Source organism: Nitrosospira briensis, assembly GCF_900115125.1.
GTDB lineage: Bacteria > Pseudomonadota > Gammaproteobacteria > Burkholderiales > Nitrosomonadaceae > Nitrosospira > Nitrosospira briensis_A.
Window position 1 is genome coordinate 256,653 of sequence record NZ_FOVJ01000001.1, and the last position, 24,650, is coordinate 281,302.

A 24,650-nucleotide genomic window follows, 5' to 3' on the forward strand; every position below is an offset into this window, starting at 1 on the left:
TTACGTCCGATACACCTGTCCATGCAACGGTAATCGAGGAAACAGCGATGCAGAACCACGCGACCGATAACAAACAGCGGCAGATCGAAGTTACTGCCGACGATTTGCCGCTTCACTGCCCCATGCCATCCATGTTGTTATGGAATTCGCATCCTCGCGTGTTCCTGCCAATAGAGGATACGGGTGAGGCATTGTGCCCATACTGTGGAACCCGTTACACGCTCAGGGGCGGTGCGGCTGGGGGTCATCATTGACCAGTTGAATGCTTGAACGCTGGAACGCAAAAAAGCGATGGCGGGATACGGTTGCTTCAGCTATCGCCATATGCACCTGTACAAATTAAATCCGTACTGATTAGCTACCGCCAGGATTCTGGCACTAACCTGTCGCGCTTATTTCATGCATAAACTCCCACACGAAATCTTCAAGGCCTACGATATTAGAGGTGTTTTCGGAAAAACGCTAACCGCCGAAATTGTCGAAGCCATCGGTCAGGCCATCGGTTCCGAAGCACAGGCACGCGGACTGGCAGAGATAGCGATAGGCCGCGATGGCAGATTGTCAGGTCCGGAACTGGCAGAGGCGCTGGCAAAGGGAGTGCAAAAAAGCGGTGTCGACGTGGTGGATGTGGGAATGGTGGCTACTCCCATGCTCTACTTTGCCGCTCATACACTGTGTAATTACTCCGGCGTAATGGTTACCGGGAGCCACAATCCTGCCGAGTATAACGGCTTGAAAATGGTGCTGGGCGGTGAAACCCTGGCGGCAGAATCCATCCAGTCCTTGCGCCTGCGCATTGAAAATGATGATCTCGCCCACGGTAAGGGCGCGTACCGCAAACAGGACATTGCTGAAGCCTACCTCCAGCGCATCACCAGTGACGTCAAGCTGACACGCCCGATGAAAATCGCGGTCGATTGTGGCAACGGCGTGGCCGGCGCCTTTGCGCCGGACTTGTACCGCAGACTCGGGTGTGAGGTCACCGAACTGTTCTGCGAAGTCGACGGGACTTTTCCCCACCATCATCCCGATCCATCCGTACCGGAGAACCTGCGAGACCTTATCGACGCGCTTAAAACTACCGACGCGGAAATAGGACTTGCCTTCGATGGTGATGGCGATCGTGTAGGCGTAGTAACAAAGAGTGGCGCTATTATCTATCCTGATCGGCAGTTGATGCTGTTTGCTGCCGATGTGTTGTCCAGAAATCCTGGAGGGCAAATCATTTTCGATGTGAAGTGTACGCGCAACCTGGCGCCATGGATCAGGCAGCATGGTGGCGAGCCCATCATGTGGAAAACCGGGCATTCGTTTATCAAGGGGAAATTGAAAGAAACCGGTGCCCTGCTTGCGGGGGAGATGAGTGGTCATATATTTTTCAAGGAACGCTGGTATGGGTTCGATGATGGGCTTTACGCAGGTGCGCGTTTGCTGGAACTGCTTAGCGCCAGAGCGGATATCGACGTTGCGCTGAACGAAATTCCCGATGCGCTCAGCACGCCCGAACTGCAGATAAGATTGAAAGAGGGCGAGAATTACGCGCTTATCGCACAACTACAAGAGACTGCACGCTTCGATAATCCGGAGCGCGTAATCACCACGGATGGGTTAAGGGTCGAATATCAGGATGGTTTCGGCCTGGCGCGCTCGTCCAATACCATGCCGGTGGTTGTGCTACGCTTTGAGGCGGATACCGAAGCGGCGTTAAAGCGGATACAGAACGATTTTTGCAAAGTCATTTTGCAAGTCAAACCGGATGCGAAGTTACCATATTGAATTTATCGAGATACGATTTCTTGGGCTTGTTCAGTAGGGTTGGTCGGGTATTGACTGTTACGATGAGTTACGCATCATGGCCATAGCACAGGTCAAATGAGGCCAAAAATGAGGTCAAAAATGAGATCAAGACGAGACATGAATTATTATGAACAGGAAAGAGAATATTAAAACCAGCGTTCTATTCGTTTGCATGGGCAATATTTGCCGTTCTCCCACTGCCGAGGCCGTGTTCAGGCAACAGGTGAAAGCCGCCGGCTTCGAGCACGCTATTCACATTGACTCCGCCGGCACTCATGATTATCACGTAGGGCAGCCGCCGGATGAAAGGGCTCAGAGAGCGGCGCAACGGCGAGGGTATGATACGCAAAAATTGCGCGGGCGCCAGGTACATGAAAGGGATTTCGAGGTTTTCCATTATATTCTGGCAATGGATAGAGCCAATCTCGCCATTCTGGAGCGGGAGTGCCCCCCCCAGTATCGCCATAAGCTCGGATTGTTAATGCAGTATGGCGAGGGCTTTTCTCAGGGCATACAGGAAGTGCCTGATCCTTATTTCGGAGGAAACCAGGGTTTCGAGCACGTGTTGAACATGGTGGAGGAAGCAGGGCGGGGATTGCTCAACCGGATTTGCAACGAAAAATAGCGGAAGATCGGCCTTGGACGAGGGTGATGACGCAATAAAAAAGCGGGATGCATCATCCCGCTTTTTTTTCGCAAATGCCGACTACTTATGCGTTTCGATCTGTACCAATGGTTCCTCCTGCACAGTCATTGGCGGAGGAGGAGTTCTTTTCCGCCGCCGCCGCGTTAGCGTTGTTTCCCCTATTGCATCATTTTCAGCAGGCCGTACTTTTTCTGGCTGGGTCTCGATCATGATCAAGCCGCTGGCGGCGAGATTTAGCGGTTCGCTCACGCGCACGGGTTGGACCACCTGGGCTTCTTCCCGTTCTTCCTGTCCGGACATGGAAACAGCGGCCGGCGCTTCCATTTCAGCCACGGCGATATTTTCTTGTAGGACGGCAATTTCGTCTTCGGACGGTCCAGGTATGTTTGTGATAGAAGCAGGCAAGTTTGCAACCGCTGTTTCTTCGATCGGCTCCTCCGCGAACTCCTCAACAGACTTCTTGATGTCTTCAACAGCTTCCCGGGCGTATTCCCCAACGGATTCCTGGACTGGTTCACGTGCATGTTCGACTGGTGCGGTGTCAGGCTCGGTTACTAAAGGCACCACTTGTGCTACCGGTGCTTCGGCCAGCACAGGTGTTTCAACCGGCAACTTGGCTTCATCGACCTCAGAGGATGCTGAATGAAGGTTGTCACCTGCTTGAGAAGACGCTTCTGCTCCTTGGACCGGAGGAAGCGTAAGGATGAGTGCCGACGTTTCCTGCGTTGATGCGGGAGAGCTTTCCAAAACCGGGCTCTCGTCACGTCTGGTCCGCTCGGTTGCCTCCTGAGGATGAGAGTCTCTGGCCGCGATCTGCTTGTTTTCACGCGAAACCCGTTCCCCCCGCTCCCCACGGTCGCGCTGCCTTCCGCCGCGACGGCGGCGACGCCCGCCATCTTCACCTTGCTGCAGGACGTCTTCGGTAACGGGTTGTTCTTCTGGCAGCTTGGCTTCCACCCTGATTTTCTCCTCGCGCGGTGGCCGCGGGTGCTTCTTTTGAGTAGTCCTTTCACCTTGTGGTTTTATATCACCACGTTCCGCGCGTTGAAACGCCGCCTCCCGTACCGGACTCGCGGGCGCCCCGGTAACGCCGCCGCTGGCCTCGCCCCGCTCGCTACGGTCGTCTCGGCCACGCTGAACGGCTCGGGGTGTTTTTTCGTGTTCACTCTCCCGCCCTTCGCGAACTCGATCTCGCCGTCCACGTCCGCGCTCGGGACGCTGTGGAGATGCCGCTATCTGTTCCAGACGTTCTGGACGCCCATGTTTTTCCGGCGCACCTGGCTGCTTGAACCAGTTAAAGATTTTATCCAGAAGGGAAACCTGCACAGGTTCATGTTGCGATATCCGTTCACGTATGGGAGCGGGTTGCGCAGGCGTAATGCCCCGTACTGCGGCTTGCGGCCGTGCCGGTTTGGCCTCCTGCCCGGTCGGGGGCAACAGGATTTCCTGGGCCGGCTTTTCCACCAGCTCGTAACTGGTCTGAACTTCACCAAGTTTTACGTCGTCATGGCGCAAGCGGGAGATGTTGTAGTTTGGCGTCTCAAGATGAATATTCGGGATAAGCACCACGCTCACCTTTAATCGGGCTTCAATCGCATGAATTTCCGCGCGTTTTTCATTTAGAAGGTAAGTGGCCACATCAACCGGTACCTGGGCGTGAAGCACGGCAGTATTCTCTTTCATTGCCTCCTCCTGAATAATCCTGAGGATATGCAATGCAGAGGAATCGGTGCCGCGAATGTGGCCGGTGCCGTGGCAACGCGGGCAGGAAATGTAACTACTCTCGCCCAGCGACGGACGCAAGCGCTGGCGAGATAATTCCAGCAGGCCGAAACGCGAGATCTTTCCCATCTGGACGCGCGCCCGGTCGTAACGCAATGCGTCATGCAGGCGGTTCTCCACCTCGCGCTGGTTACGGGCGACCTCCATGTCGATAAAGTCTATTACCACCAGTCCGCCCAGATCGCGCAGACGCAATTGCCGTGCGATTTCCTCGGCGGCTTCCAGATTTGTGTTCAGTGCAGTTTGCTCGATATCGGAACCGCGAGTGGCGCGTGCGGAGTTTACGTCAACCGACACCAATGCTTCGGTGTGATCAATAACGATGGCGCCGCCAGAAGGGAGCGTTACCTGACGCGAATAAGCGGTCTCGATCTGGTGCTCGATCTGGAAACGCGAAAACAAGGGCACATCGTCGCGATAGAGCTTCACCCGGCCGACGTTGCCTGGCATGACATGGCTCATGAACTGGCACGCCTGTTCATAGATGCCTTCAGTATCAATCAGGATTTCGCCAATCTCCTGATGAAAGTAATCGCGTATGGCGCGTATTACGAGACTGCTTTCCTGGTAAATAAGGAAAGCCCCGCTTTGACTGCTGGAAGCATCTTCAATGGCACGCCACAGTTGCAGCAGATAATTAAGGTCCCACTGCAGTTCTTCTTCACTACGTCCTATTCCGGCAGTGCGCGCTATGATGCTCATGCCGGGCGGGATGCTCAGTTGCGACATGACATCACGCAGCTCGGCACGGTCTTCGCCCTCGATACGGCGTGATACACCGCCCCCGCGAGGGTTGTTGGGCATCAGCACCAGATAGCGGCCAGCCAGGGAAATATAGGTAGTGAGTGCCGCTCCCTTGGTTCCACGCTCATCCTTGTCTACCTGGACAATGAGCTCCTGGCCTTCATGGAGCGCATCCTGCGCGCGAGCACGGGTGGAGTCCCCGCTCTCCTTGAAATACGAGCGGGAAATTTCCTTGAAGGGGAGAAAGCCGTGCCGATCGCCGCCGTACTCGACAAAAGCGGCTTCGAGGCTGGGTTCGAGCCGGGTAATAACGGCTTTGTAGATGTTGCTCTTGCGTTGTTCCTTGCCGGCGGATTCAATGTCGAGATCAATCAGCTTTTGACCATCGACAATGGCGACACGCAGTTCTTCCGGCTGTGTCGCATTGAATAACATGCGTTTCATTTTATGCCTCCCGCGCTCTGGTCACGGGCAGACAGCCTACGCGCGAGGGACGACGTATCCTTCGCGGCGTATACGAGCTTTTAGTCAGGCAACTTGGTCATGGTGTCGGGCTACTTGTTTAAAAATGACTTTAAGGTGACTATTCTCTGGCTTGTCACAATGGTCCTGCTTTTGCCAAGCAGAACTAGGAAATTAAGTTTCAATCAGGCTTCGACTAAGGCTGCCCGCAAGCAGGCGCTACGAAACTGAAAACTGAAATCGACGTGTGCTTTGAGCGCGTATCAATTACTATCGCTACTTTATTGGTGAGCGACGTTAACCAGATTCCGGGGTTGACTCTGATCCCTTGGACAAAATCCCATCAACAGCGCCACTTTACGCACCGGATAAAGGATAGGCTGGAACCCCGAATTGGCAAGTATAAGTAGGATTAAGGATTTAGGCAAAGAATTTCCTTTGAGTTCCGCGGTCACCGAAATCATAGGAGAGGACAGCGGCGGTCAGCGTATTGATAATTTCCTGATCAAGCGGCTCAAAAATGTGCCTAAAAGCCATATCTACCAGCTGTTGCGCAGCGGGCAGGTGCGGCTTAACAGCAGGCGCGTGAGAGCAGACCACCACCTCCAGCCCGGTGATGCCGTGCGCATACCACCGGTGAGAATGACGGAAAGAAATTCTTCGGTTGGAAAGAGGCTGGCAAGGAGTCAATTCATTCCGTTCGAAGTTTTGTTCGAGGATGAAGCGCTGATCGTCGTCAATAAGCCTGCAGGGGTTGCGGTGCATGGTGGAAGCGGCGTGAGCTTCGGTATTATCGAGCAATTGCGTGCCCAGCATCCGGATTGGAAATTTCTGGAACTGGTCCATCGCCTTGACAGGGAAACGTCCGGCGTATTGCTTCTTGCCAAAAGACGAGCTGCGCTGGTTGAGTTGCATCGGCAAATCCGCGCGGGAATGATGGAAAAACGTTACCTGACGCTGGTGAAAGGCAGTTGGCGCAATGCGAGACAGAGCGTGAAGCTGCCTCTCAATAAATACGTGACTTTCCACGGGGAAAGGCGTGTAGCGGTGATTACCGATGACAAGGGAAAAAAAGAAGGCATGGCCGCTCATACCATTTTCACCCTCAGGAAATCCTTTCGGGATTTCAGCCTGCTGGAGGCGGAACTGAAAACCGGCCGCACTCATCAGATCCGTGTGCATCTCGCTCATCTGGGTTATCCAATAGCGGGAGACGATAAGTATGGGGATTTCGCGTTGAACAAGGAGCTTGCGAAACGAACTCGCGGGCCACGCCTGGAACGCATGTTCCTGCATGCTTTCCAGGCCGGGATAATCCATCCCGCAACCCTTGAGAAGTTAAGCGTTGAAGCGCCGCTGACGGAAGATTTAGCTGGCTTCATGAGCGGATTGGATGATACTGACAAGCCATTGCATCCATAATGAGAACGAGCCCAGCCACATGGCGGAGGCAACACTATGAGGTATTTTCTCGTGCATAAGCGAGCGGCCACGAGTGGAAACCTGAGCTGCATATATGTGCAGTATGAGAAAATGGAAAGGAAGTTTGACGTTTCCGGCAAACCGCGCCATGCAGTCGCCACTTTATGAAGGATTGAAATAATCATGGCTGATTTAGAAAATCGAAACGAGGGTTGGGAGAAACAGGTGCTGGAAAAATTGGCGCTCGCGACATTGCAGGAGCAGCGCAGGGCGCGTCAGTGGAGCATTTTTTTCAAGTCTCTCGCTTTTATTTACCTGTTCATTCTTCTATTTTTCGGCCTCGGGTGGTTTGGAGGCGACGAAATGTCCATGTCCGGCAAACACACTGCCCTGGTCGAGCTGCGAGGCGTTATTTCCCCCGATAGCATCAGCAGCGCGGATAATGTGAACGCGGGCCTCCAACAAGCGTTCAAAGATGCGAAAACGCAGGGCGTGATTCTGCGCATCAATAGCCCCGGCGGCAGCCCGGTGCAGGCCGGTTATATCAACGATGAAATCCGTCGTCTTCGTGCCGAGTACCCGGAGATCCCCCTTTATGCAGTCGTGGAGGACATCTGTGCTTCCGGTGGCTATTATGTCGCCGCCGCTGCGGACAGGATTTATGTGGACAAGGCCAGCATGGTCGGCTCCATTGGGGTGCTGATGAACGGATTCGGTTTTACCGGTGCAATGGAAAAGCTTGGCGTCGAGCGCCGGTTGATTACGGCAGGCGAGAACAAGGCTTTCCTTGATCCGTTCTCTCCACCGAACAGCGAACAGGAGGAGTATGCCAAAAGAATGCTGAACGACATTCACCAGCAATTCATTCAAGTCGTGCAGCAAGGCAGGGGCCAACGCCTGAAAGAAGAGCCTGAGATATTCAGCGGCATGGTCTGGACAGGTCAGAAAAGCATAGAACTGGGACTTGCCGACGCCATGGGCAGCGCAGATTATGTAGCGCGGGAAATCATCAAGGCGGAACACATTGTGGATTACACGACTCGAGAAGGATTTGCAGAGCGTTTTGCGAGACGTTTCGGCGCGGTAACAGCGGAGGCTCTAATTAAAGCAGGGGGCGGCTGGGGCTTGCGCTGACTGCGATTTTGGACGGTTATCCCTGGAGCAGGAAGACGGCCGGTTTATTATGGAGATCAGGCAAGGCATGCCTCCATTCCCTGATTGTTCTGGTTGAGATGTACTCATTTTCCAGAGTGAGGCTGGATGCAATGCAGAGGCTGGTATCGTCGCGGCAGGATGAAATGATAGCTTCCAGCAGCTTCTGATTGCGGTATGGTGTTTCGATAAATATCTGAGTCTGATCGCGAACCATCGACTCTTTTTCCAATTCCACGATTTTTTTTACACGCCGGTTATTTTCCACGGGCAAATAACCGTGAAATGCGAAGCGCTGACCATTCAGCCCCGAACCCATCAGTGCCAGCATTATGGAAGATGGTCCGACCAATGGTACGACCCGTATATTTTTTTTATGAGCAAGGCGGATCAATCCTGCCCCCGGATCCGCTACCGCCGGACAACCGGCTTCCGACAAGAGTCCTGTGTCTTTCCCTGAGAGCAGGGGTGCAAGCAGGTTTACGAATTCCCCGGCCTGGGTATGTTCATCCAGCACCTGCATGCTGATTTTCTGCAAGGGCAGGACGCAGCCGATCTGTTTCAGAAATTGCCTGGCTGTCTTGGGATGTTCGACAATATAGTGACCAAGTTCTGCTATATGTTGCCGGACAGCAGCGGGAATTGTCCAGGCGATATCACCGTTGCCCAGCGGAGCGGGAATAAGATAAAGAGTTCCTGAACTCACACTATTTCGACACCCGCGCGCGTCAGCATTCCCACCAGCGCGATCAGCGGCAACCCGATCAGCGCAGTGGGGTCTTCGCTTATTATGTGTTCAATCAATGCAATACCCAGCCCCTCGGCCTTGGCGCTTCCAGCGCAGTGATAAGGCTGTTCTCTGTCAAGATAATTATCAATCTGCCGGTCGCTCAATTTTCGAAATTTGACGCGCGAGGGGATAAGCTGGGACTGCATATCGCCGGTGCGGCTATTGAAGAGGCTCAATGCGGTATGGAACACAACCTCTTTTCCTCGAAGGGAACGTAACTGCCGGGTTGCGTTCTTACGATTGAAGGGCTTGCCGAGTTGAATGCCTTCCAGTACCGCTACCTGATCAGCGCCAATTATGAGGGCGTCCCGATAATTCACGGCAACCGCCCGAGTCTTTGCTGCGGCCAGGCGAAGGGCTGTATCGTCAGGGCCCTCTTCAGCGAGAGGGGTTTCATCTATTTCCGGGTTGCAGACTTCAAAAGGAATTTGCAGGCGCTGAAGCAATTCGCGGCGATAAATGGAACTGGAACCCAATACGAGCTGCTGTACAATTTGTTGTGTTTTCAAGGTTTATTTGAGAGGCTTTTGACACTCAAGGGCAAAAAATATATTATGCGCGCCGTATAGTCGCCCTTGAGATTTTAAACCCTGAATGCGCACTTTTTTCTATTGAGCGCAAAAAAGAGTGAAATTGGAATAAAGTGCAGTAGCGGGCGCAAAGCGCATGCACGCATTTTGATTCGTGGAAAAGAGTTTCAGCTTATGTCGGCACAGCTCTTCATGGATCCTCTTGATTTTGCCAGAAACGGGGGGACGCATCATGGTAAAATTGCACTTTCCGGGCTTGAGCGTCTGCAGGACTACCTGACAGATAACAGCGGCGAGGTGCAGTACGCGGTCACGGGGGCATTGAACAGAAATGCCAAGCCCATGCTGCAGATCGTCGTTCGGGGCTTGATAAGCCTCTGTTGCCAGCGTTGCCTGGGCAAATACCCGCATGCACTTGATTTGCAAGCCGATCTGCTGCTCGCACGTGATGAAAATGAGCTGGCGCGCCTTGATGAGGATGAATCAGTGGATTGCATTCTCGCGACAGCGAATATGGACGTTCTGGCGTTGATCGAGGACGAGATAATCCTGAGCTTGCCGCTTTCTCCCCGTCATGGAGAAAGCGAATGCTCGATCGACAGGCCGGATAGCGATACGGCAAAGGAAAAGCCAATTTTTGCTGCGCTTGCTGCATTGAAAAACCTGCATTGAAAATATTTAAGGAGTTATTAACGTTATGGCAGTCCAACAAAACAAAAAGTCTCCGTCCAAGCGCGGTATGCACCGTTCACACGATTTCCTGACCAGCTCGCCGTTGACAGTGGAGCCCAGCACCGGAGAAGTGCATTTGCGCCACCATATCAGCCCCAACGGTTATTACCGCGGCAGAAAGGTCGTCAAAACAAAAGGAGATTAAACTTCGCCCCATTATTCAGGGGAGTACGGAAGTTTATCCCGGCCTCAAGGGCCTCAAAATTGAATATTACCGTAGCTGTAGACTGCATGGGGGGCGATCATGGCCCGCCTGTCACGGTTGCTGCAGTCGTCGATTATCTTCATCGTAGTCCCGGAACCGATATCATTCTGGTAGGACTCCCTGATGCGATCGAAACCGAATTGCGCACCATCAGGGCTGCTACCAGCGACAGGCTGAGGATTCATCCGGCAAGCGAAGTTGTCGGCATGGACGAATCGCCGGCGCTGGCATTGCGTGGCAAGAAAAATTCTTCAATGCGCGTTGCGCTCAACCTGGTCAAGAGCGGGGAGGCCCAGGCGTGCGTCAGCGCGGGCAACACGGGAGCATTGATAGCCACTTCCCGGTTTGTGCTGAAAACATTGCACGGTATCGACCGGCCCGCGCTTGCAGTCGTATTGCCGACAATCAAGGGACATACCTACGTGCTCGATCTTGGCGCCAATGTGGATTGCAGCGCAGAGCATTTGCTTCAATTTGGCGTCATGGGGGCCACCTTGGTGTCTACCGTCGAAAACAAGGAGAAGCCCAGCGTTGGCTTGCTGAACATAGGGGAGGAAGAAATCAAGGGTAATGAGGTGGTGAAACAGGCGGCGGAGTTGCTACGTGACAGCGGGCTCAATTTTTACGGAAACATCGAGGGTAACGACATCTACAAAGGAACGACTGACGTGGTTGTGTGTGATGGTTTTGTTGGAAATGTGGCCTTGAAAGCTTCGGAAGGTGTGGCCCAGATGCTTTCCACTTACCTGCGCGAAGAATTCAGGCGCAACCTTCTCACCCGGTTTGCGGGGTTCGTCGCGCTGCCGGTCATCAATGCGTTCAAGCGTCGTGTGGATCACCGGCGATACAACGGCGCCAGCTTGCTGGGGTTGCGTGGCATCGTCATCAAGAGCCATGGCTCGGCTGATAGTCATGCCTTCGGTTTCGCTATCGCCCGCGCGGTGGATGAGGTTCGTGGAGGAATGCTCCATCATATAAGCGAACGTGTGGCGCAGTTGCCGCATCACTCCAAGAATTCATCCTCATATTCCCAGCCTCTGGCGGAAGAGAGTCCCGCATGATCTACTCCAGGGTCATCGGGACGGGCGGCTATTTGCCGGAAAAAATTCTCACCAATCGCGATCTGGAGAAGATGGTCGATACCAGCGACGAGTGGATACGCAGCCGTACCGGAATTACGCAGCGGCACATCGCAGCGGATAATGAAACAGCCAGTGACATGGCGCTCAATGCCAGCCGTGGGGCAATGAATGCGGCGGGTATTTCTGCCGAACAGATTGATCTGATCATTGTTGCCACGACCACGCCGGATGTGATCTTTCCCAGTACCGCCTGCATCCTGCAGGACAAACTTGGCGTCAAGAATTGCCCTGCATTTGACGTGCAGGCGGTTTGCAGCGGCTTTATCTATGCGCTTACCACCGCCGATATGTTTATTCGCGCCGGGAAATGCCGTACGGCGCTCGTGGTCGGCACGGAGGTTTATTCCCGCATACTTGACTGGAATGATCGAAGCACGTGCGTATTATTCGGCGACGGCGCCGGCGCCGTGGTGCTGACAAAGAGCGATCAGCCGGGAATAATCTCGAGTCATTTGCATGCGGATGGCAGCTACAACAATATCCTGTCGGCACCGGGCAATTTCTCTGGTGGCAAGGTTCAGGGAAAGCCGTTTGTGATGATGGAAGGTAATACGGTTTTCAAATTTGCGGTAAAAGTTCTGGAAGATGTTGTAAACGAGGCTCTGACTGAAAATAATCTTGAGGTATCCGACCTCGACTGGTTGATTCCCCATCAGGCGAATATCCGCATCATTATTTCCACTGCGAAGAAGCTGGGCTTACCGATGGAAAAGGTGATCGCTACCCTGGACAAGCACGGTAATACCTCTGCTGCTTCCATTCCGCTGGCGCTCGACGTTGCCGTACGTGACGGGCGCATCAAATCCGGTCAGCATGTGCTTTTGGAAGGCGTGGGAGGAGGCTTTACCTGGGGAGCAGTGCTGCTTTGCTGGTAAATCATGGTAGAGAATTTAATCGGCCAATGGTAGCAATATCTGCCGGGTATCCATTTTACCGTCTCATATCTTCCGCATTTTTCAGAAATACGCATTGGAGAAGACCTGATCGTCATCGCATGCAGAGCTTTTTTTTTGGCTTCAGCCAACATCCCGTTTCTTTTTCACGTGATTCAAAAATGCGAATGAATTACTCATCAATTCTGTTCAACTAACGCAATTCCCAATGAACCTTCCCGAAAAGTTCGCGTGTGTGTTTCCCGGCCAGGGGTCGCAATCGACAGGTATGATGGCGGGATATGCGGATTTTCCGGTGGTGCGCGAAACCTTTTCCGAGGCCTCCGATATTCTGGGACAGGATTTCTGGGCACTCGTAAATGACGGCCCGGCCGATAAGCTGAATCTAACGGTCAATACCCAGCCATTGATGCTGATAGCCGGCATTGCTGTTTACCGCGCATGGCAAAGTATGGGGGACATGAAACCGGTGTTCGTAGCCGGCCATAGTCTGGGGGAATATACTGCGCTGGTCGCTTCCGAGGCATTGGCTTTTGCCGACGCGCTGCCATTGGTACGTTTCCGGGGAGAAGCGATGCAACAGGCGGTACCGGAAGGAACCGGGGCGATGGCGGCCATTCTTGGTCTTGATGATGAGGTGGTACGGGCAGTTTGCGATGAAGTCACGAATTCTTCAAATGGAGAATTACTGGAGCCGGCAAATTTCAATTCGCCTGGGCAGGTAGTGATCGCGGGTAACAAGGCCGGGGTATTGCACGGCATGGAACTGGCTCGGGCAAAAGGTGCGAAACGGGCGCTCATGCTGCCCGTGAGCATACCGTCGCATTGTTCGCTGATGAGCCGTGCGGCAGCTAAAATGCAGCAGCGGCTGGAGCTTGTGACGCTCGAAGCGCCAAAAATCCCGTTGTTGCACAATGCAGATGTTCAACGGCACAAAAATACCGATAGCATAAAAGAGGTTTTGATACGGCAATTATCCTGTCCGGTGCGCTGGACGGAAATCATTCGCTCTTTTGTTGCCGGGGGCGTTACCCATGTGGTGGAATGCGGGCCGGGCAAGGTGCTGTCAGGGCTTAACAAGCGCATAGACGCAGGCTTGCACAGCCTGGCATTGACGGATAGCGCAGCGCTCAGTTATGCGAAAAGCGTATTGATGCGGGATGCATGACGTGACAAGGGATGGATATGGCCGGGCGCCTTCTGGCACGCAGAGCTTATCCATGTTGATCGTGACTGAAAGAACTGGGGAATAATGCTGCAAGATCAAATAACGCTCGTGACCGGCGCGAGCCGGGGCATTGGACGCGCCATCGCGCTTGAACTGGGCAGGCAAGGTGCTACGCTGGTCGGTACCGCCACCACTGAGGCTGGCGCTCAAGCTATCGGCAGCTACCTGAGAGAGGCCGGAATCAAAGGGACCGGAATGGTTCTGAACGTAAATGATGCCGCTCAGATCGAAAGCGTTCTGAAAAGGATTTGCGAGGAATTTGGGGAGATTGCAATATTGGTGAATAATGCGGGTGTCACTCGAGATAACCTGCTTCTCCGGATGAAAGATGAGGAATGGGATGAAATTCTGGAAACTGATCTCAAATCGGTATTCCGCTTGAGCCGTGGAGTACTGAGAGCGATGATGAAGGCCCGCTACGGGCGGATAATCAATATTTCCTCGGTAGTGGGCGCGACTGGCAACATGGGTCAGGCAAACTATGCAGCGGCCAAGGCGGGCATATTCGGCTTCAGCAAATCGCTGGCGCGTGAAGTGGGCAGCCGTAATATCACGGTCAACTGTATTGCGCCGGGCTTTGTAGAGACCGATATGACCCGCTCTCTCACCGAGAAACAACAACAAATCCTGCTCCAGCAGGTGCCGCTGGGCAGATTGGGACGACCCGAGGAGGTAGCTTCAGCGGTTGGCTTTATTGCCTCGCCGGCCGCAGGATATATTACCGGCGCGACGCTTCATGTCAACGGTGGAATGTATATGGATTAAGAAGACAAAACTTCCATGACTTCCATGAATTTCTTGCTTCATTCAGTCTGTCGATCATTAATCGCAGCAAGCATAAAGATCAAGCCCTGGTGGCCGGCTCGACAGCTTTTCGAGCCTTGAAGCGTTCAGATTTTATTAATACCGAAAACTTGCTAGAATGGCGGCGTTTTTCTTACCGGAGAAGAGGTACTAGATGGAAAATGTAGAGCAGCGTATAAAAAAAATCGTGGCTGAGCAACTCGGCGTGAATGAGGCCGATGTCAAGAGCGAATCCTCTTTTGTGGATGACCTGGGCGCAGACTCGCTTGATACCGTCGAGCTGGTCATGGCACTCGAAGAGGAATTCGAATGTGAAATCCCGGACGAACAGGCAGAGAAAATCAATACCGTCCAACAGGCCATCGATTATATAAATTCCCACACCAACTAATTTGCTTCAAGCACATCCCAATCGGAGACATCTTGTCCAAGCGTAGGGTAGTCATCACCGGACTGGGCATGATTTCGCCTGTCGGTAACAATGTTCCAGATGCATGGGCCAATGTTCTCGCCGGGAAATCCGGCGTAAACAAAATAACCCGCTTCGATTCTTCCGCGTTCTCATCCCGGATAGCTGGAGAGGTCAAGGGGTTTGACGTTACCCAATACCTTTCCGCCAAGGATGCTCGCCGTATGGATATTTTCATCCATTATGGAATGGCTGCTGGAATCCAGGCGGTGAGGGATGCGGGCATCGGCGATCTCGCCGCGACCAGTCTCGATGCCGAGCGTATCGGGGTCAATATAGGCTCGGGCATCGGCGGTTTATCGATGATCGAGGATACGCATGACGCCTATCAAGCGGGTGGCCCGCGCAAGATATCACCATTCTTCATTCCCAGCACCATCATTAACATGATCGCAGGCAATCTGTCCATCATGTTTGGCTTCAGGGGACCCAACCTTGCCATTGTCACTGCCTGTACAACGGCCACGCATTGCATTGGCGATTCAGCGCGCCTGATCGAGTACGGGGACGTGGATGTGATGATCGCAGGTGGCGCCGAGTCGTGCGTAACGCCACTCGCCATTGGCGGTTTTGCCTCTGCGCGAGCCTTGTCGAGCCGCAATGACGATCCGGCTACTGCCAGTCGACCATGGGACAAAGGCCGGGACGGCTTTGTTCTGGGTGAGGGCGCGGGAATTCTGGTACTTGAGGAAATGGAGCACGCCAAACGGCGCGGTGCGAAGATCTATGCCGAATTGGCCGGCTTCGGCATGAGCGCGGATGCCTATCATATGACCGCACCCCCCGAAAATGGGGAGGGCGCCGCGCGCTGCATGACGAACGCGTTGAGAAATGCAGGCATGAATGCCGCCGAGGTGGATTATATCAATGCTCACGGGACGTCCACGCCGTTGGGCGACATCTCTGAAACCGTTGCAGTGAAACGCTGCTTTGGCGAGCATGCCAAGAAGCTCGCTGTGAACTCGACAAAGTCCATGACGGGCCATCTGCTTGGCGCCGCAGGCGGAATAGAAGCCATATTTTGCACTATGGCGATACATGATCAGATTTCCCCCCCCACGATCAATATCTTCGAACAGGATCCGGAATGTGATCTGGACTACGTTCCCAATACTGCGCGGAAAATGAAAATCGACGTGGCGATGTCAAATTCATTTGGCTTTGGCGGCACGAATGGTACATTGATTTTCCGTAAAACCTGATCTTTGCCGTTATAGCGCATGCGTACGCTAAAACGTCTGATTTATCTATCCCTTGCAGGCCTCTTGCTGTTCACGGGGTGGCTTGCTTACCACGTCAATGCCTCCGTTCAGCTCCCCGTCGTCCCATACGAATTTTCCATCACCCCGGGCAGCAGTTTAAAAAGCGTTGCACAGCAATTAGCTGATGCAGGGGTTCTGCATGACAGCTGGTCATTTGTCCTGCTGTCGCGATTAACCGGAGTTGCGTCGTCAGTCAAGGCCGGCGATTATGAGATTACCGAGAATATCTCGCCGGCTGAGCTGCTTGCGCGCATCACCAGGGGAGATATAAACCAAAGCGAGATCAGGTTCATAGAAGGCTGGACTTTTTCCCAGCTCAGGCAGGCTTTGAATGAGCATCCAGGCCTCCGGCACGCTACCGCCAACTTGACCGACAGAGAAATTTTGCAGCTGATCGACGCAACCGAAACAGCAGCAGAAGGACTGTTTTTTCCGGATACGTATTTTTTCGCGCGGGGTAGCAGTGACGTTGAAATATTGAAGCGCGCGTACCGCGTGATGCACCATCATCTTCATACGGCCTGGGCTGAGCGGGCCATTGATCTGCCATTGGCTGACCCTTACCAGGCCTTGATTCTGGCTTCAATCGTGGAAAAGGAAACAGGCAGAGAGAGCGACCGGCGCATGGTGGCCGGCGTATTCATAAACCGCTTGCGAATAAACATGTTGCTGCAAACTGACCCCACCGTTATTTATGGCCTCGGCGATAAATTTGATGGCAATCTCCGTAAAAAAGACCTTTTAACCGACCAGGAATACAATACTTATACCCGTCGGGGCCTTCCGCCCACCCCTATTGCCCTGCCAGGATTGTCCTCGATACTGGCGGCGCTCAATCCAGCAGAGACCGATGCGCTGTATTTTGTGGCAAAAGGGAATGGGGAATCACACTTTTCCCGTCATTTGACCGATCACAATCGGGCAGTATCAAGATACCAGAAACGATAGTGCGACCTTCAAATTCTTATCCATGAGCGATAACCTGTTTTCCGTTCACCGGAAAATCTTGCGAATTTTACATTGGGAGACGATAAATTGAAGCGTTCAATTATCTCATCCATCTCATTCCGTAATCTTTAATTTCCCCTGCTTCGCATCCTTGTAAAAGTAAAAATTGAACATTGGCGTCTTCAAAAGTAGAATGGCGGATTGAATAAATAATAAAACATGCCGGTTGCTTCTTCCTCGACCGGGTTATCAGAAATCCGCGGGCCCTCCCGCTACGCCAACCAAGCCTCCAGATTTTAATAATTCAACAGGATAGATCATGAGTCACACATTGTATGAAGCGTCCGTCCTGCGGGTGCAACGCTGCGAACTCGCTGTTCCGGGTTCGAATCCGGGCATGTTCGAGAAAGCGCTGAAAAGCGGCGCGGATTTCATTTTTCTCGATCTTGAAGATGCCGTTGCCCCGGACGACAAAATAACTGCGCGTAAAAATGTTATCGAAGCACTCAATGATCTGGATTGGCGGGGTCACGGCATAACGATCTCGGTGCGAATCAATGGGCTGGATACCCAATTCATGGTCCGGGACGTAGTCGATCTGATCGAAAAAGCAGGCGGGAGGCTGGACACCATATTGATTCCGAAAGTAGGGGTATATGCTGACGTCTATATGGTTGAAGCCATGTTGAATCAGTTGGAAATGCAACAGGGACTGAAAAACAGGATCGGTATTGAAGCGTTGATCGAAACTGCTCTTGGGATGGCAAATGTGGAAGATATCGCCAGGAACGGCGCATCGGGCCGCCTGGAAGCACTGCATTTCGGCGTGGCCGATTATGCCGCCAGTAATCGCGCCAGGACAACGAATATCGGTGGGCTCAACCCGGACTACCCTGGTGATCAATGGCACGCAGCGATAAGCAGGATGACGGTAGCATGCCGCGCCTACGCCCTGCGTCCCATCGATGGGCCTTTTGGCGATATCAAAGACCCGGACGGCTTTAAAGCGGCAGCGAGAAGAGCCGCCGCTTTAGGCTGTGAAGGTAAATGGGCGATTCACCCATCCCAGATCGCGCTTGCCAACGAAGTGTTCACGCCCCCCGCCACGGAAATTGAAAAAGCACAACGTATTCTGCTTGCCCTGAAAGAGGCGGCAGCTCAAGGCAAGGGCGCGGCGGCACTGGATGGCCGGTTGATTGATGCAGCGTCGGCGCGCATGGCCAATAACGTGGTGAAGATGGCGGAAGCAATGCGCGCGAAAAGTGCCTAAAGCATTTTCGGGGCCGCATTTGCGGCCTTTTTGATTTTCTGACTTACAAACCAGGTAGGCACGCAGGGTACGTGAGGGCCTATTACGGGAATACTAAGAGAAAACCTGGGGAACTGATAATCTGAAGGAGATTTGGCTGCGGTGGCATCGGCATACGGGCGGCGTTGCTTCCATTCGCAGTCTGCCGGCCTGGAAGAACTGCTCCCGCCTGTGTGGCGTTTTTATCTGTTTCAGCTGATGCTCGACATCATGGCATAGGCGCCAGTCCCAAGAAATAAAAAAGCATTCAATTGGCCCTCTGCCAATCGAGATGAGCGCCGGATCTCTCCATCGAAGTGATTTGACCAGTTTTCCCTCAAACGCAGTGAAGAATCCGGATAAGCTATTTTATAAACGAAATAAGGTGATGCGTTGGATATACACGAGTATCAGGCAAAAGAGATTTTGATGAAATATGGCGTCAAGACCGCGGAAGGGGGCTTGGCTTACAGTGCTGAAGAAAGTGTGCAGCGGGCCCGGGAAATCGACGGAAATGTGTGGGTGGTAAAAGCACAGATTCATTCCGGGGCGCGGGGCAAAGCCGGTGGAATCAAGGTCTGCAAGACACATGATGAAGTGAAGGCGGCTGCGGAAGAGTTATTGGGAAAAAATTTGATAACGCATCAGACCGGCCCGATGGGTAAAGTCTGTTCAAGGGTTTATATTGAAGCGGGAATACAAATTGTCAAAGAAATATATCTTTGTTTTCTGATTGACCGGACTTCCGAAGGTATTGTCATGATCGGTTCCGCACGGGGCGGAATGGAAATCGAGGAATTGGCTGAAACAGATCCCGACGCAATCAAAAAAATTTATATCGAACCCGCTGTCGGTCTTCAGGATTTTCAGGCACGGGAAATGGCTTTTGCCCTGGGACTGGAAGCGGGGCAATTAAGCCACGCCGTCAAGACTATTAGAGGTTGCTATCGCGCCTTGCGCGATCTTGATGCGAGCATGCTGGAAATCAACCCTCTGGTTATCACTGCGGGTGGCGAACTCATCGCACTCGACGCAAAAATGAGTTTTGATGAAAACGCGTTATTTCGACGTCATGAAGTCGCCGAACTGCGCGACAAAACCCAGGGGGATACGCGCGAAATGGCGGCTACCGATCATGGCTTGAGCTATATCGGCCTGAACGGCGATATCGGTTGCATGATTAATGGCGCAGGGTTGGCGATGGCCACCATGGATATGATTAAACTCTCCGGCGGAGAGCCGGCGAATTTTCTTGACGTCGGTGGCGGGGCATCCGCCGAACGCACGGAAAAGGCATTTCGTCTGGTATTGGCCGATAAAGGCGTCAAAGCAATATTGGTCAACATATTTGCAGGAATCAACCGCTGTGACTGGATCGCTGAAGGCGTCGTGCACGCGGTAAAAAATATTGATATCAAGGTCCCGCTAGTCGTGCGTTTATCAGGCACAAATGTTGAGGAAGGCCAGCGAATCATTGCCGAGAGCGGCCTGCCCATCATCACGGCGGGAACATTGGCGGAAGCGGCGGACAAAGTTGTCCAGGCCCGTAATGAAGTTATTGCGGAAGAAAGTAAAGGAAAAAGAAATGGCGATCTTAATTAGCGAGAGTACACGCATCATAGTCCAGGGTTTCACCGGTAAAACCGGCACTTTCCATGCGCAGGATATGATGAACTATGGTTCCAATATAGTAGGGGGCGTAACGCCTGGCAAAGGGGGCCAGGAACATCTGGGGCTGCCCGTTTTCAACACGGTAAAAGAAGCTGTCGAGCAAGTCGACGCCGACGCCAGCATCGTATTCGTGCCGCCGGCATTCGCGGCCGATTCAATCATGGAAGCGGCAGATGCCGGTATTAAATACTGTGTGGCAATTACTGACGGGATTCCAACGCAGGATATGATGACTGTGAAGAACTTTTTGCGACGCTTTCCTATCGAAGAAAGAATGGTGCTGACCGGACCAAACTGCGCGGGTACGATCAGTCCCGGGCGGGCCATGCTTGGTATCATGCCCGGACATATCTATATGCAAGGTGTTGTCGGAATCGTTGGCCGCTCCGGAACGCTGGGTTATGAAGCAGCGGATCAGATGAGGATGCTGGGTATCGGCGTATCAACTTCGGTAGGTATTGGGGGAGATCCCATTATAGGTAGCTCCCATCGTGATATTCTTGAGAGATTTGAAGAGGATGCTGAAACGAAAGTGGTGGTCATGATAGGCGAAATTGGCGGTCCGCAGGAAGTTCAGGCAGGTATTTTTGCCAGGGATCACATGAGTAAACCGGTTATTGCCTACATTGCCGGTTTAACCGCTCCCGAGGGCCGCCGCATGGGACATGCCGGTGCAATTATTTCGTCGGCAGGCGAAAGCGCCGCCGAAAAAGTTTCCATGCTGAAAGAACTCGGTGTCACAATTTGCCCTACCCCCTCCGCCATTGGCGACACGGTCGCAGAGGTGCTGGCGAAGATGTAAGCCGCGGGGTCATGGTTTTTATCAGCTTGATTGAACGTGGAGGCTTGAGACATGGCAATCTGGATGACAGCGTTGAAAATTATTCCGTGGGGAAGCGTACTGGAGTCCGCGCCACATATTGTCAAAGCAGCAAAGCATCTTTTTTCGGAAACAAAGACGGACACAAGCGGCTTTTCGAAGGCTGCAAATGCATCAACAAGCGCGGGCCCGGTTAGCCAGGATAAACGAGTTTACCTCCTGGAGGCAAAAATCACGGAATTGAGCGATGAACAAAGATCGTCCGCCGAGTTGATCAAGTCGCTTGCTGAACAGAACGCACTTATCGTTGAGGCCATTGATGTTCTTCGGGTTCGAGTAAAGCTTCTGCTTATTGTCTGTCTTTCACTGCTTGCTGTGCTGGCTGGCGTCGTTTCCTGGCTCGCGACGAAATAATCAATCAATACCGCGCAAGAAAGGCTTTAGCAAAATTATTTTCAAAAAAAATCAAATCAAATCCTGCAGCCCTCCCGTGGGCTCACCCGGTGCCTCCAGCTCTTTCATTTGATTGTCAGTAAACACTACTGAGCGAGTTAAAAGCGGATTCCTTCGGGAGCTTCCAGCGAGAAGCTGCTTCCCCTTCCCTGCATCACGTCGATCAGCAGTCCGGTAGACGCCAATACGCGGACTGGGAACCACTGATATAAATGGCCGGCTCTCAATCGCGTCAAGAAAAACGTCGGAATCTCGGATCTCGAACTCCTTGCCTTGCGGATGTAACACATTGGTGAGCTTCCATCACAACAGCCGCCGGATTGGAAGAAAAGAAGCGGTCCGTGAGCAGCTTCCAGTTTGTGGATCCATTCAGCCGCTTCAGGTGTTACGTCAACACAACGGATAATATTCGAGTTCAAGTGGCACCCGTGCTCAGACATAACCATGCTTTCTGTGCGGCGACCAACATACAATTCGATACCCTGGCTGTAGCAACCTCATTTTCGTTCTCTACATCAACCTCAATTTTCTTGACACCCGAGTATCTGGCGGGTAGTCTACGCGGTGTTTCAGGGAGGGCCTGGGGACAGCCCTGGGTTTTTGTCGGACAAGACAGGCATCGTGAGAATAGGGACGGTCTGGTTTTCTGCGCGGGATAGAGCGTTTTCAGGCAGGCAAGAGCCCACTGTTAGCGAAGCACAACGAATATCAAAACGGAGTAAAGGAGAGAGAAATGTTAGTGAAGCCTTGGCTGAGGCTGGTGACGCTGACGTGTGGGGCGCTGTTTGCGGCCTCTGCGTACGCGAACTTTCCCAGCGTTCCCAAAGAGACGTACAAAGCGCTGAATCTGGAGCAGTCGGCCTCGCCCAAACAGCTGCATGAAGCGTTGGTAAAGCGTTACAAGGACCCTGCGCAAGGCGCTGGTCGCGGGACGCTGGCCAAGTACTGGGAGCCGATTCCCATGAGCATGTACTTTGACCCGGCGTCTTTTTACAAGCCGCCGACCTCGATGAAGGAAGTTGCGTCGCGTGACGAATGCGTCAAATGCCACACGGACGAATCGCCGGTATGGGTCAATGCCTGGAAGAAGAGCACGCATGCCAACCTGGACAAGATCCGCAACCTGAAGCCGGAAGACCCGATCTACTACAAGAAAGCCAAGCTGGAAGACGTGGAGAAGAACCTTCGCTCCATGAATCGTCTGGGTGCCAATGAGAAGCTCAAGGAAGTCGGCTGCATAGACTGTCACGTTGACATCAACACCAAGGGCAAGGCTGACCACATGAAGGACCTTCGCATGCCCACGGCGGACGTATGCGGCGTGTGTCACCTGCAGGAATTTGCCGAGCGCGAATCCGAGCGCGACACGCTCATCTGGCCGGACAAGCAATGGCCGCAGGGCCGTCCCTCGCACGCACTGGACTGGAAGGCCAACGTGGAAGTTGCCGTGTTTGCCTCCATGCCGCAGCGCGAGATTGCCGAAGGCTGCAGCATGTGCCACACCAACCAGAACAAGTGCGACTCCTGCCACACCCGGCATGAATTCTCCGCGGCCGAATCGCGCCAGCCGGAGACCTGCGCCACCTGCCACAGTGGCGTGGACCACAACAACTGGGAAGCGTACTCCATGAGCAAGCACGGCAAGACCGTGGCCATCATGGGCAACAAATGGAACTGGAACGTACCGCTGAAGGACGCCTACGCCAAGGGCGGGCAGACTGCCCCGACCTGCCAGGGCTGCCACTTCGAATATGAAGGCAAATACAGCCACAACGTCGTGAGGAAGATACGCTGGGCCAACTATCCTGCGGTACCGGGCATCGCCGAGAACATAGACAGCGAATGGTCGGAAGCGCGTCTGGACTCCTGGGTCAAGACCTGCACGCAATGCCACTCCGAGCGTTTTGCCCGCTCCTACCTTGAATTCATGGACAAGGGCACCCTGCACGGCCTGGCCAAGTACAAGGAAGCGCACGCGGTTGCCGAGAAGCTCTACAAGGAAGGCATGCTGACCGGTCAGAAGACCAACCGTCCGACCCCGCTTGCACCCGACAAGGAAATGTTTGCCGGCTTCACCCAGCTCTACTGGTCCAAGGACAACAACCCGGCCGCCATCGAGCTCAAAGTGCTGGAAATGGGAGAGAACAACCTGCCCAAACTGCACGTAGGCCTGGCCCACGTCAACCCGGGTGGCTGGACTTACACCGAAGGCTGGGGCCCGATGAACCGCGACTACGTCGAAGTCATGGACGAGAACACCAAGATGCGTGAAATGGCGGCCCTGCAGGCACGGGTGGCCAAGATGGAATCGAAACGCAGTTCGAGCCTCTTTGACCTGAACAGCACCGGCGAGAAGATCTCGCTTGGCGGGCTGGGTGGCGGCATGCTCCTGGCCGGCACGCTCGCCCTGGCAGGCTGGCGCCGGCGCGAGAAGAACGATCGCTCCTAGCGGTTCGATATAAGCTTGATCGCCTCAACCTCAAGCCGCGCCCAGGTGGCGCGGCGCAGCGGCAAACTCCTCCCCTCACTGGGCATCCTGCTGGTGACGGGAGGAATTCTTTTGCTCCTCTGGTTTGCCTGGCTCTGGTTCAATCCCGGCCCTGCCCCCTACCGCTACCAGCTGGTGGAAGAAGGCGACGTGGACAAATTCAGCCAGCTGGGACTCACCGCCTGGCCCGACCTCAAGCTGGCCAAATACGAAGTCTATGCCGAAGGTGTCGACCAGCCCCTGGCCGTCACCCATATCGCAAGACAGGGGACGGGCTCACCCGTCCTGCTGGACTGGGAAAACCGCACGAGCGAGTTGCTGCTCACCACCGACAGCAAGCTCAGCGAACTGACCGCGCTTGCCGTGGCCATCAACAAGTACGCCGCGAAGGACGCCCTCGTCCTGGCCTGGTGGGACACCTCGCGCCAGATCAAGCTGCTGGCCGGGCGCGACACCCTGTTCACCCAGCGGGTGGGCGAACCGCTGATCGTGCCCCCCCACTGGCAGGATCAAATGGACGCCATCCGCCACTACGAAAACGAATTCTGGGGTGCGAGTGCCTCTTCCGAGGAGCAGCGCAAGTTCCAGCGCTTCGCCGACGCCCTCCTGGCCGAGCCGCAGGCAGGGGCTGCCATCCTGCGCGAGCTTGCCGGCATGGACGGCGCGGGCAAGGATGCGCGCGAAGCCTATATCGCCATCCACGTCACCGACCTCTACAAACTGGGGCTCATGCGCCCGGCGCAATTTGACATGGCCTACAAGAACTTCCCCATGGAAGGCAACATGCACGGCATGATAGGCTACTTGAAGAGCTGGATGCAGGAGAACGGCTTCAAGACCCACACCCTGCAGTCCCTCTCCGACAAGATGGTGCGCGGCTACTTCCTGCGCGATGACAAAAGCAGCAACAGCCTGATTGCCC

General features: G+C 53.8%; 24 protein-coding genes. 20 read left to right on the plus strand and 4 right to left on the minus strand.

The window, feature by feature from the left end; all coding sequences use genetic code 11:
* The first annotated feature begins 47 nt into the window (after positions 1–47).
* The 3 genes from BMZ14_RS01125 to BMZ14_RS01135 all read left to right on the plus strand — a co-directional run bounded on the left by BMZ14_RS01125 (position 48) and on the right by BMZ14_RS01135 (position 2,422).
* Entirely contained in the window at positions 48–254 is a 207-nt protein-coding gene (locus BMZ14_RS01125; RefSeq protein ID WP_074793753.1) for a zinc-finger domain-containing protein, read from the plus strand.
* A gap of 145 nt (positions 255–399) precedes the next feature.
* On the plus strand, positions 400–1,776 hold the full coding sequence (locus BMZ14_RS01130) for a phosphomannomutase/phosphoglucomutase (RefSeq protein ID WP_074793755.1): 1,377 nt from the start codon (positions 400–402) through the stop codon (positions 1,774–1,776).
* 148 nt (positions 1,777–1,924) lie between these two features.
* Positions 1,925–2,422: a low molecular weight protein-tyrosine-phosphatase gene (locus BMZ14_RS01135; RefSeq protein ID WP_074793757.1), complete on the plus strand. Its 498-nt coding sequence runs from the start codon at positions 1,925–1,927 to the stop codon at positions 2,420–2,422.
* Positions 2,423–2,503: 81 nt separating this feature from the next.
* Here BMZ14_RS01135 and BMZ14_RS01140 read toward each other — a convergent pair whose 3' ends face one another.
* Complete coding sequence (locus BMZ14_RS01140) at positions 2,504–5,413, minus strand: Rne/Rng family ribonuclease (protein WP_074793759.1); 2,910 nt, start codon at positions 5,411–5,413, stop codon at positions 2,504–2,506.
* A gap of 456 nt (positions 5,414–5,869) precedes the next feature.
* Here BMZ14_RS01140 and BMZ14_RS01145 point away from each other — a divergent pair, with 456 nt between their 5' ends.
* Together BMZ14_RS01145 and BMZ14_RS01150 are read left to right on the plus strand one after the other, a co-directional pair.
* Positions 5,870–6,853 (plus strand): RluA family pseudouridine synthase, encoded by a 984-nt coding sequence (locus BMZ14_RS01145; RefSeq protein ID WP_256208290.1) that lies wholly within the window; start codon positions 5,870–5,872, stop codon positions 6,851–6,853.
* A gap of 183 nt (positions 6,854–7,036) precedes the next feature.
* The gene (locus BMZ14_RS01150) at positions 7,037–7,987 is read left to right on the plus strand and encodes a S49 family peptidase (protein WP_074793763.1); all 951 of its coding nucleotides are present in this window, start codon (positions 7,037–7,039) and stop codon (positions 7,985–7,987) included.
* A 16-nt stretch (positions 7,988–8,003) separates the two neighbouring features.
* Here the strand turns inward: BMZ14_RS01150 and BMZ14_RS01155 are convergent, their stop codons facing one another.
* Both BMZ14_RS01155 and BMZ14_RS01160 read right to left on the minus strand, forming a co-directional pair.
* Entirely contained in the window at positions 8,004–8,711 is a 708-nt protein-coding gene (locus BMZ14_RS01155) for an SAM-dependent methyltransferase (protein WP_074793765.1), read from the minus strand.
* The gene (locus BMZ14_RS01160) at positions 8,708–9,304 is read right to left on the minus strand and encodes a Maf family nucleotide pyrophosphatase (RefSeq protein ID WP_177186884.1); all 597 of its coding nucleotides are present in this window, start codon (positions 9,302–9,304) and stop codon (positions 8,708–8,710) included. The genes BMZ14_RS01155 and BMZ14_RS01160 overlap by 4 nt, the downstream gene beginning before the upstream one ends.
* Positions 9,305–9,517: 213 nt before the next feature.
* On the opposite strand from BMZ14_RS01160, the gene BMZ14_RS01165 reads away from it, so the two are divergent.
* The 13 genes from BMZ14_RS01165 (at position 9,518) to BMZ14_RS01225 (ending at position 21,201) form a co-directional block, all read left to right on the plus strand.
* Positions 9,518–9,997, plus strand: a complete 480-nt coding sequence (locus BMZ14_RS01165) for a YceD family protein (protein WP_256208292.1) — start codon at positions 9,518–9,520, stop codon at positions 9,995–9,997.
* A 25-nt stretch (positions 9,998–10,022) separates the two neighbouring features.
* A complete protein-coding gene (gene rpmF / locus BMZ14_RS01170; protein ID WP_074793767.1) occupies positions 10,023–10,202 on the plus strand; it encodes a 50S ribosomal protein L32 in 180 nt (59 codons plus the stop codon).
* Positions 10,203–10,261: 59 nt separating this feature from the next.
* Positions 10,262–11,323 carry a phosphate acyltransferase PlsX gene (gene plsX, locus BMZ14_RS01175; protein WP_074793769.1) on the plus strand — a complete coding sequence of 354 codons (1,062 nt, stop codon included), beginning with the start codon at positions 10,262–10,264 and terminating at the stop codon, positions 11,321–11,323.
* Positions 11,320–12,279: a beta-ketoacyl-ACP synthase III gene (locus BMZ14_RS01180; RefSeq protein ID WP_074793771.1), complete on the plus strand. Its 960-nt coding sequence runs from the start codon at positions 11,320–11,322 to the stop codon at positions 12,277–12,279. The genes plsX and BMZ14_RS01180 overlap by 4 nt, the downstream gene beginning before the upstream one ends.
* Positions 12,280–12,505: 226 nt before the next feature.
* Entirely contained in the window at positions 12,506–13,465 is a 960-nt protein-coding gene (fabD, locus tag BMZ14_RS01185; RefSeq protein ID WP_074793773.1) for an ACP S-malonyltransferase, read from the plus strand.
* 84 nt (positions 13,466–13,549) lie between these two features.
* Positions 13,550–14,290, plus strand: a complete 741-nt coding sequence (gene fabG / locus BMZ14_RS01190) for a 3-oxoacyl-ACP reductase FabG (RefSeq protein WP_177186885.1) — start codon at positions 13,550–13,552, stop codon at positions 14,288–14,290.
* 193 nt (positions 14,291–14,483) lie between these two features.
* Entirely contained in the window at positions 14,484–14,720 is a 237-nt protein-coding gene (gene acpP / locus BMZ14_RS01195) for an acyl carrier protein (RefSeq protein WP_074793778.1), read from the plus strand.
* A 32-nt stretch (positions 14,721–14,752) separates the two neighbouring features.
* Positions 14,753–16,000, plus strand: a complete 1,248-nt coding sequence (gene fabF / locus BMZ14_RS01200) for a beta-ketoacyl-ACP synthase II (protein ID WP_074793780.1) — start codon at positions 14,753–14,755, stop codon at positions 15,998–16,000.
* An 18-nt stretch (positions 16,001–16,018) separates the two neighbouring features.
* Positions 16,019–17,008: an endolytic transglycosylase MltG gene (gene mltG, locus BMZ14_RS01205; RefSeq protein ID WP_074793782.1), complete on the plus strand. Its 990-nt coding sequence runs from the start codon at positions 16,019–16,021 to the stop codon at positions 17,006–17,008.
* A gap of 319 nt (positions 17,009–17,327) precedes the next feature.
* Positions 17,328–18,278, plus strand: coding sequence for an HpcH/HpaI aldolase/citrate lyase family protein (locus BMZ14_RS01210; protein ID WP_074793784.1), 951 nt, complete (start codon positions 17,328–17,330; stop codon positions 18,276–18,278).
* 411 nt (positions 18,279–18,689) lie between these two features.
* A complete protein-coding gene (locus BMZ14_RS01215; RefSeq protein WP_074793786.1) occupies positions 18,690–19,898 on the plus strand; it encodes a malate--CoA ligase subunit beta in 1,209 nt (402 codons plus the stop codon).
* Positions 19,882–20,769 carry a succinate--CoA ligase subunit alpha gene (gene sucD / locus BMZ14_RS01220; RefSeq protein WP_074793788.1) on the plus strand — a complete coding sequence of 296 codons (888 nt, stop codon included), beginning with the start codon at positions 19,882–19,884 and terminating at the stop codon, positions 20,767–20,769. Before BMZ14_RS01215 ends, sucD begins: the two co-directional genes overlap by 17 nt.
* 51 nt (positions 20,770–20,820) lie before the next feature.
* Positions 20,821–21,201: a hypothetical protein gene (locus tag BMZ14_RS01225; protein WP_074793790.1), complete on the plus strand. Its 381-nt coding sequence runs from the start codon at positions 20,821–20,823 to the stop codon at positions 21,199–21,201.
* A 137-nt stretch (positions 21,202–21,338) separates the two neighbouring features.
* Here BMZ14_RS01225 and BMZ14_RS15575 read toward each other — a convergent pair whose 3' ends face one another.
* Positions 21,339–21,686 (minus strand): DUF779 domain-containing protein, encoded by a 348-nt coding sequence (locus BMZ14_RS15575; protein WP_083396572.1) that lies wholly within the window; start codon positions 21,684–21,686, stop codon positions 21,339–21,341.
* A gap of 287 nt (positions 21,687–21,973) precedes the next feature.
* On the opposite strand from BMZ14_RS15575, the gene BMZ14_RS01235 reads away from it, so the two are divergent.
* Positions 21,974–23,689 (plus strand): multiheme c-type cytochrome, encoded by a 1,716-nt coding sequence (locus BMZ14_RS01235; RefSeq protein WP_074793392.1) that lies wholly within the window; start codon positions 21,974–21,976, stop codon positions 23,687–23,689.
* A gap of 15 nt (positions 23,690–23,704) precedes the next feature.
* Positions 23,705–24,650 (plus strand): hydroxylamine oxidation protein HaoB (haoB, locus tag BMZ14_RS01240; RefSeq protein WP_074793390.1); only part of this gene is annotated, 946 nt, incomplete at its 3' end.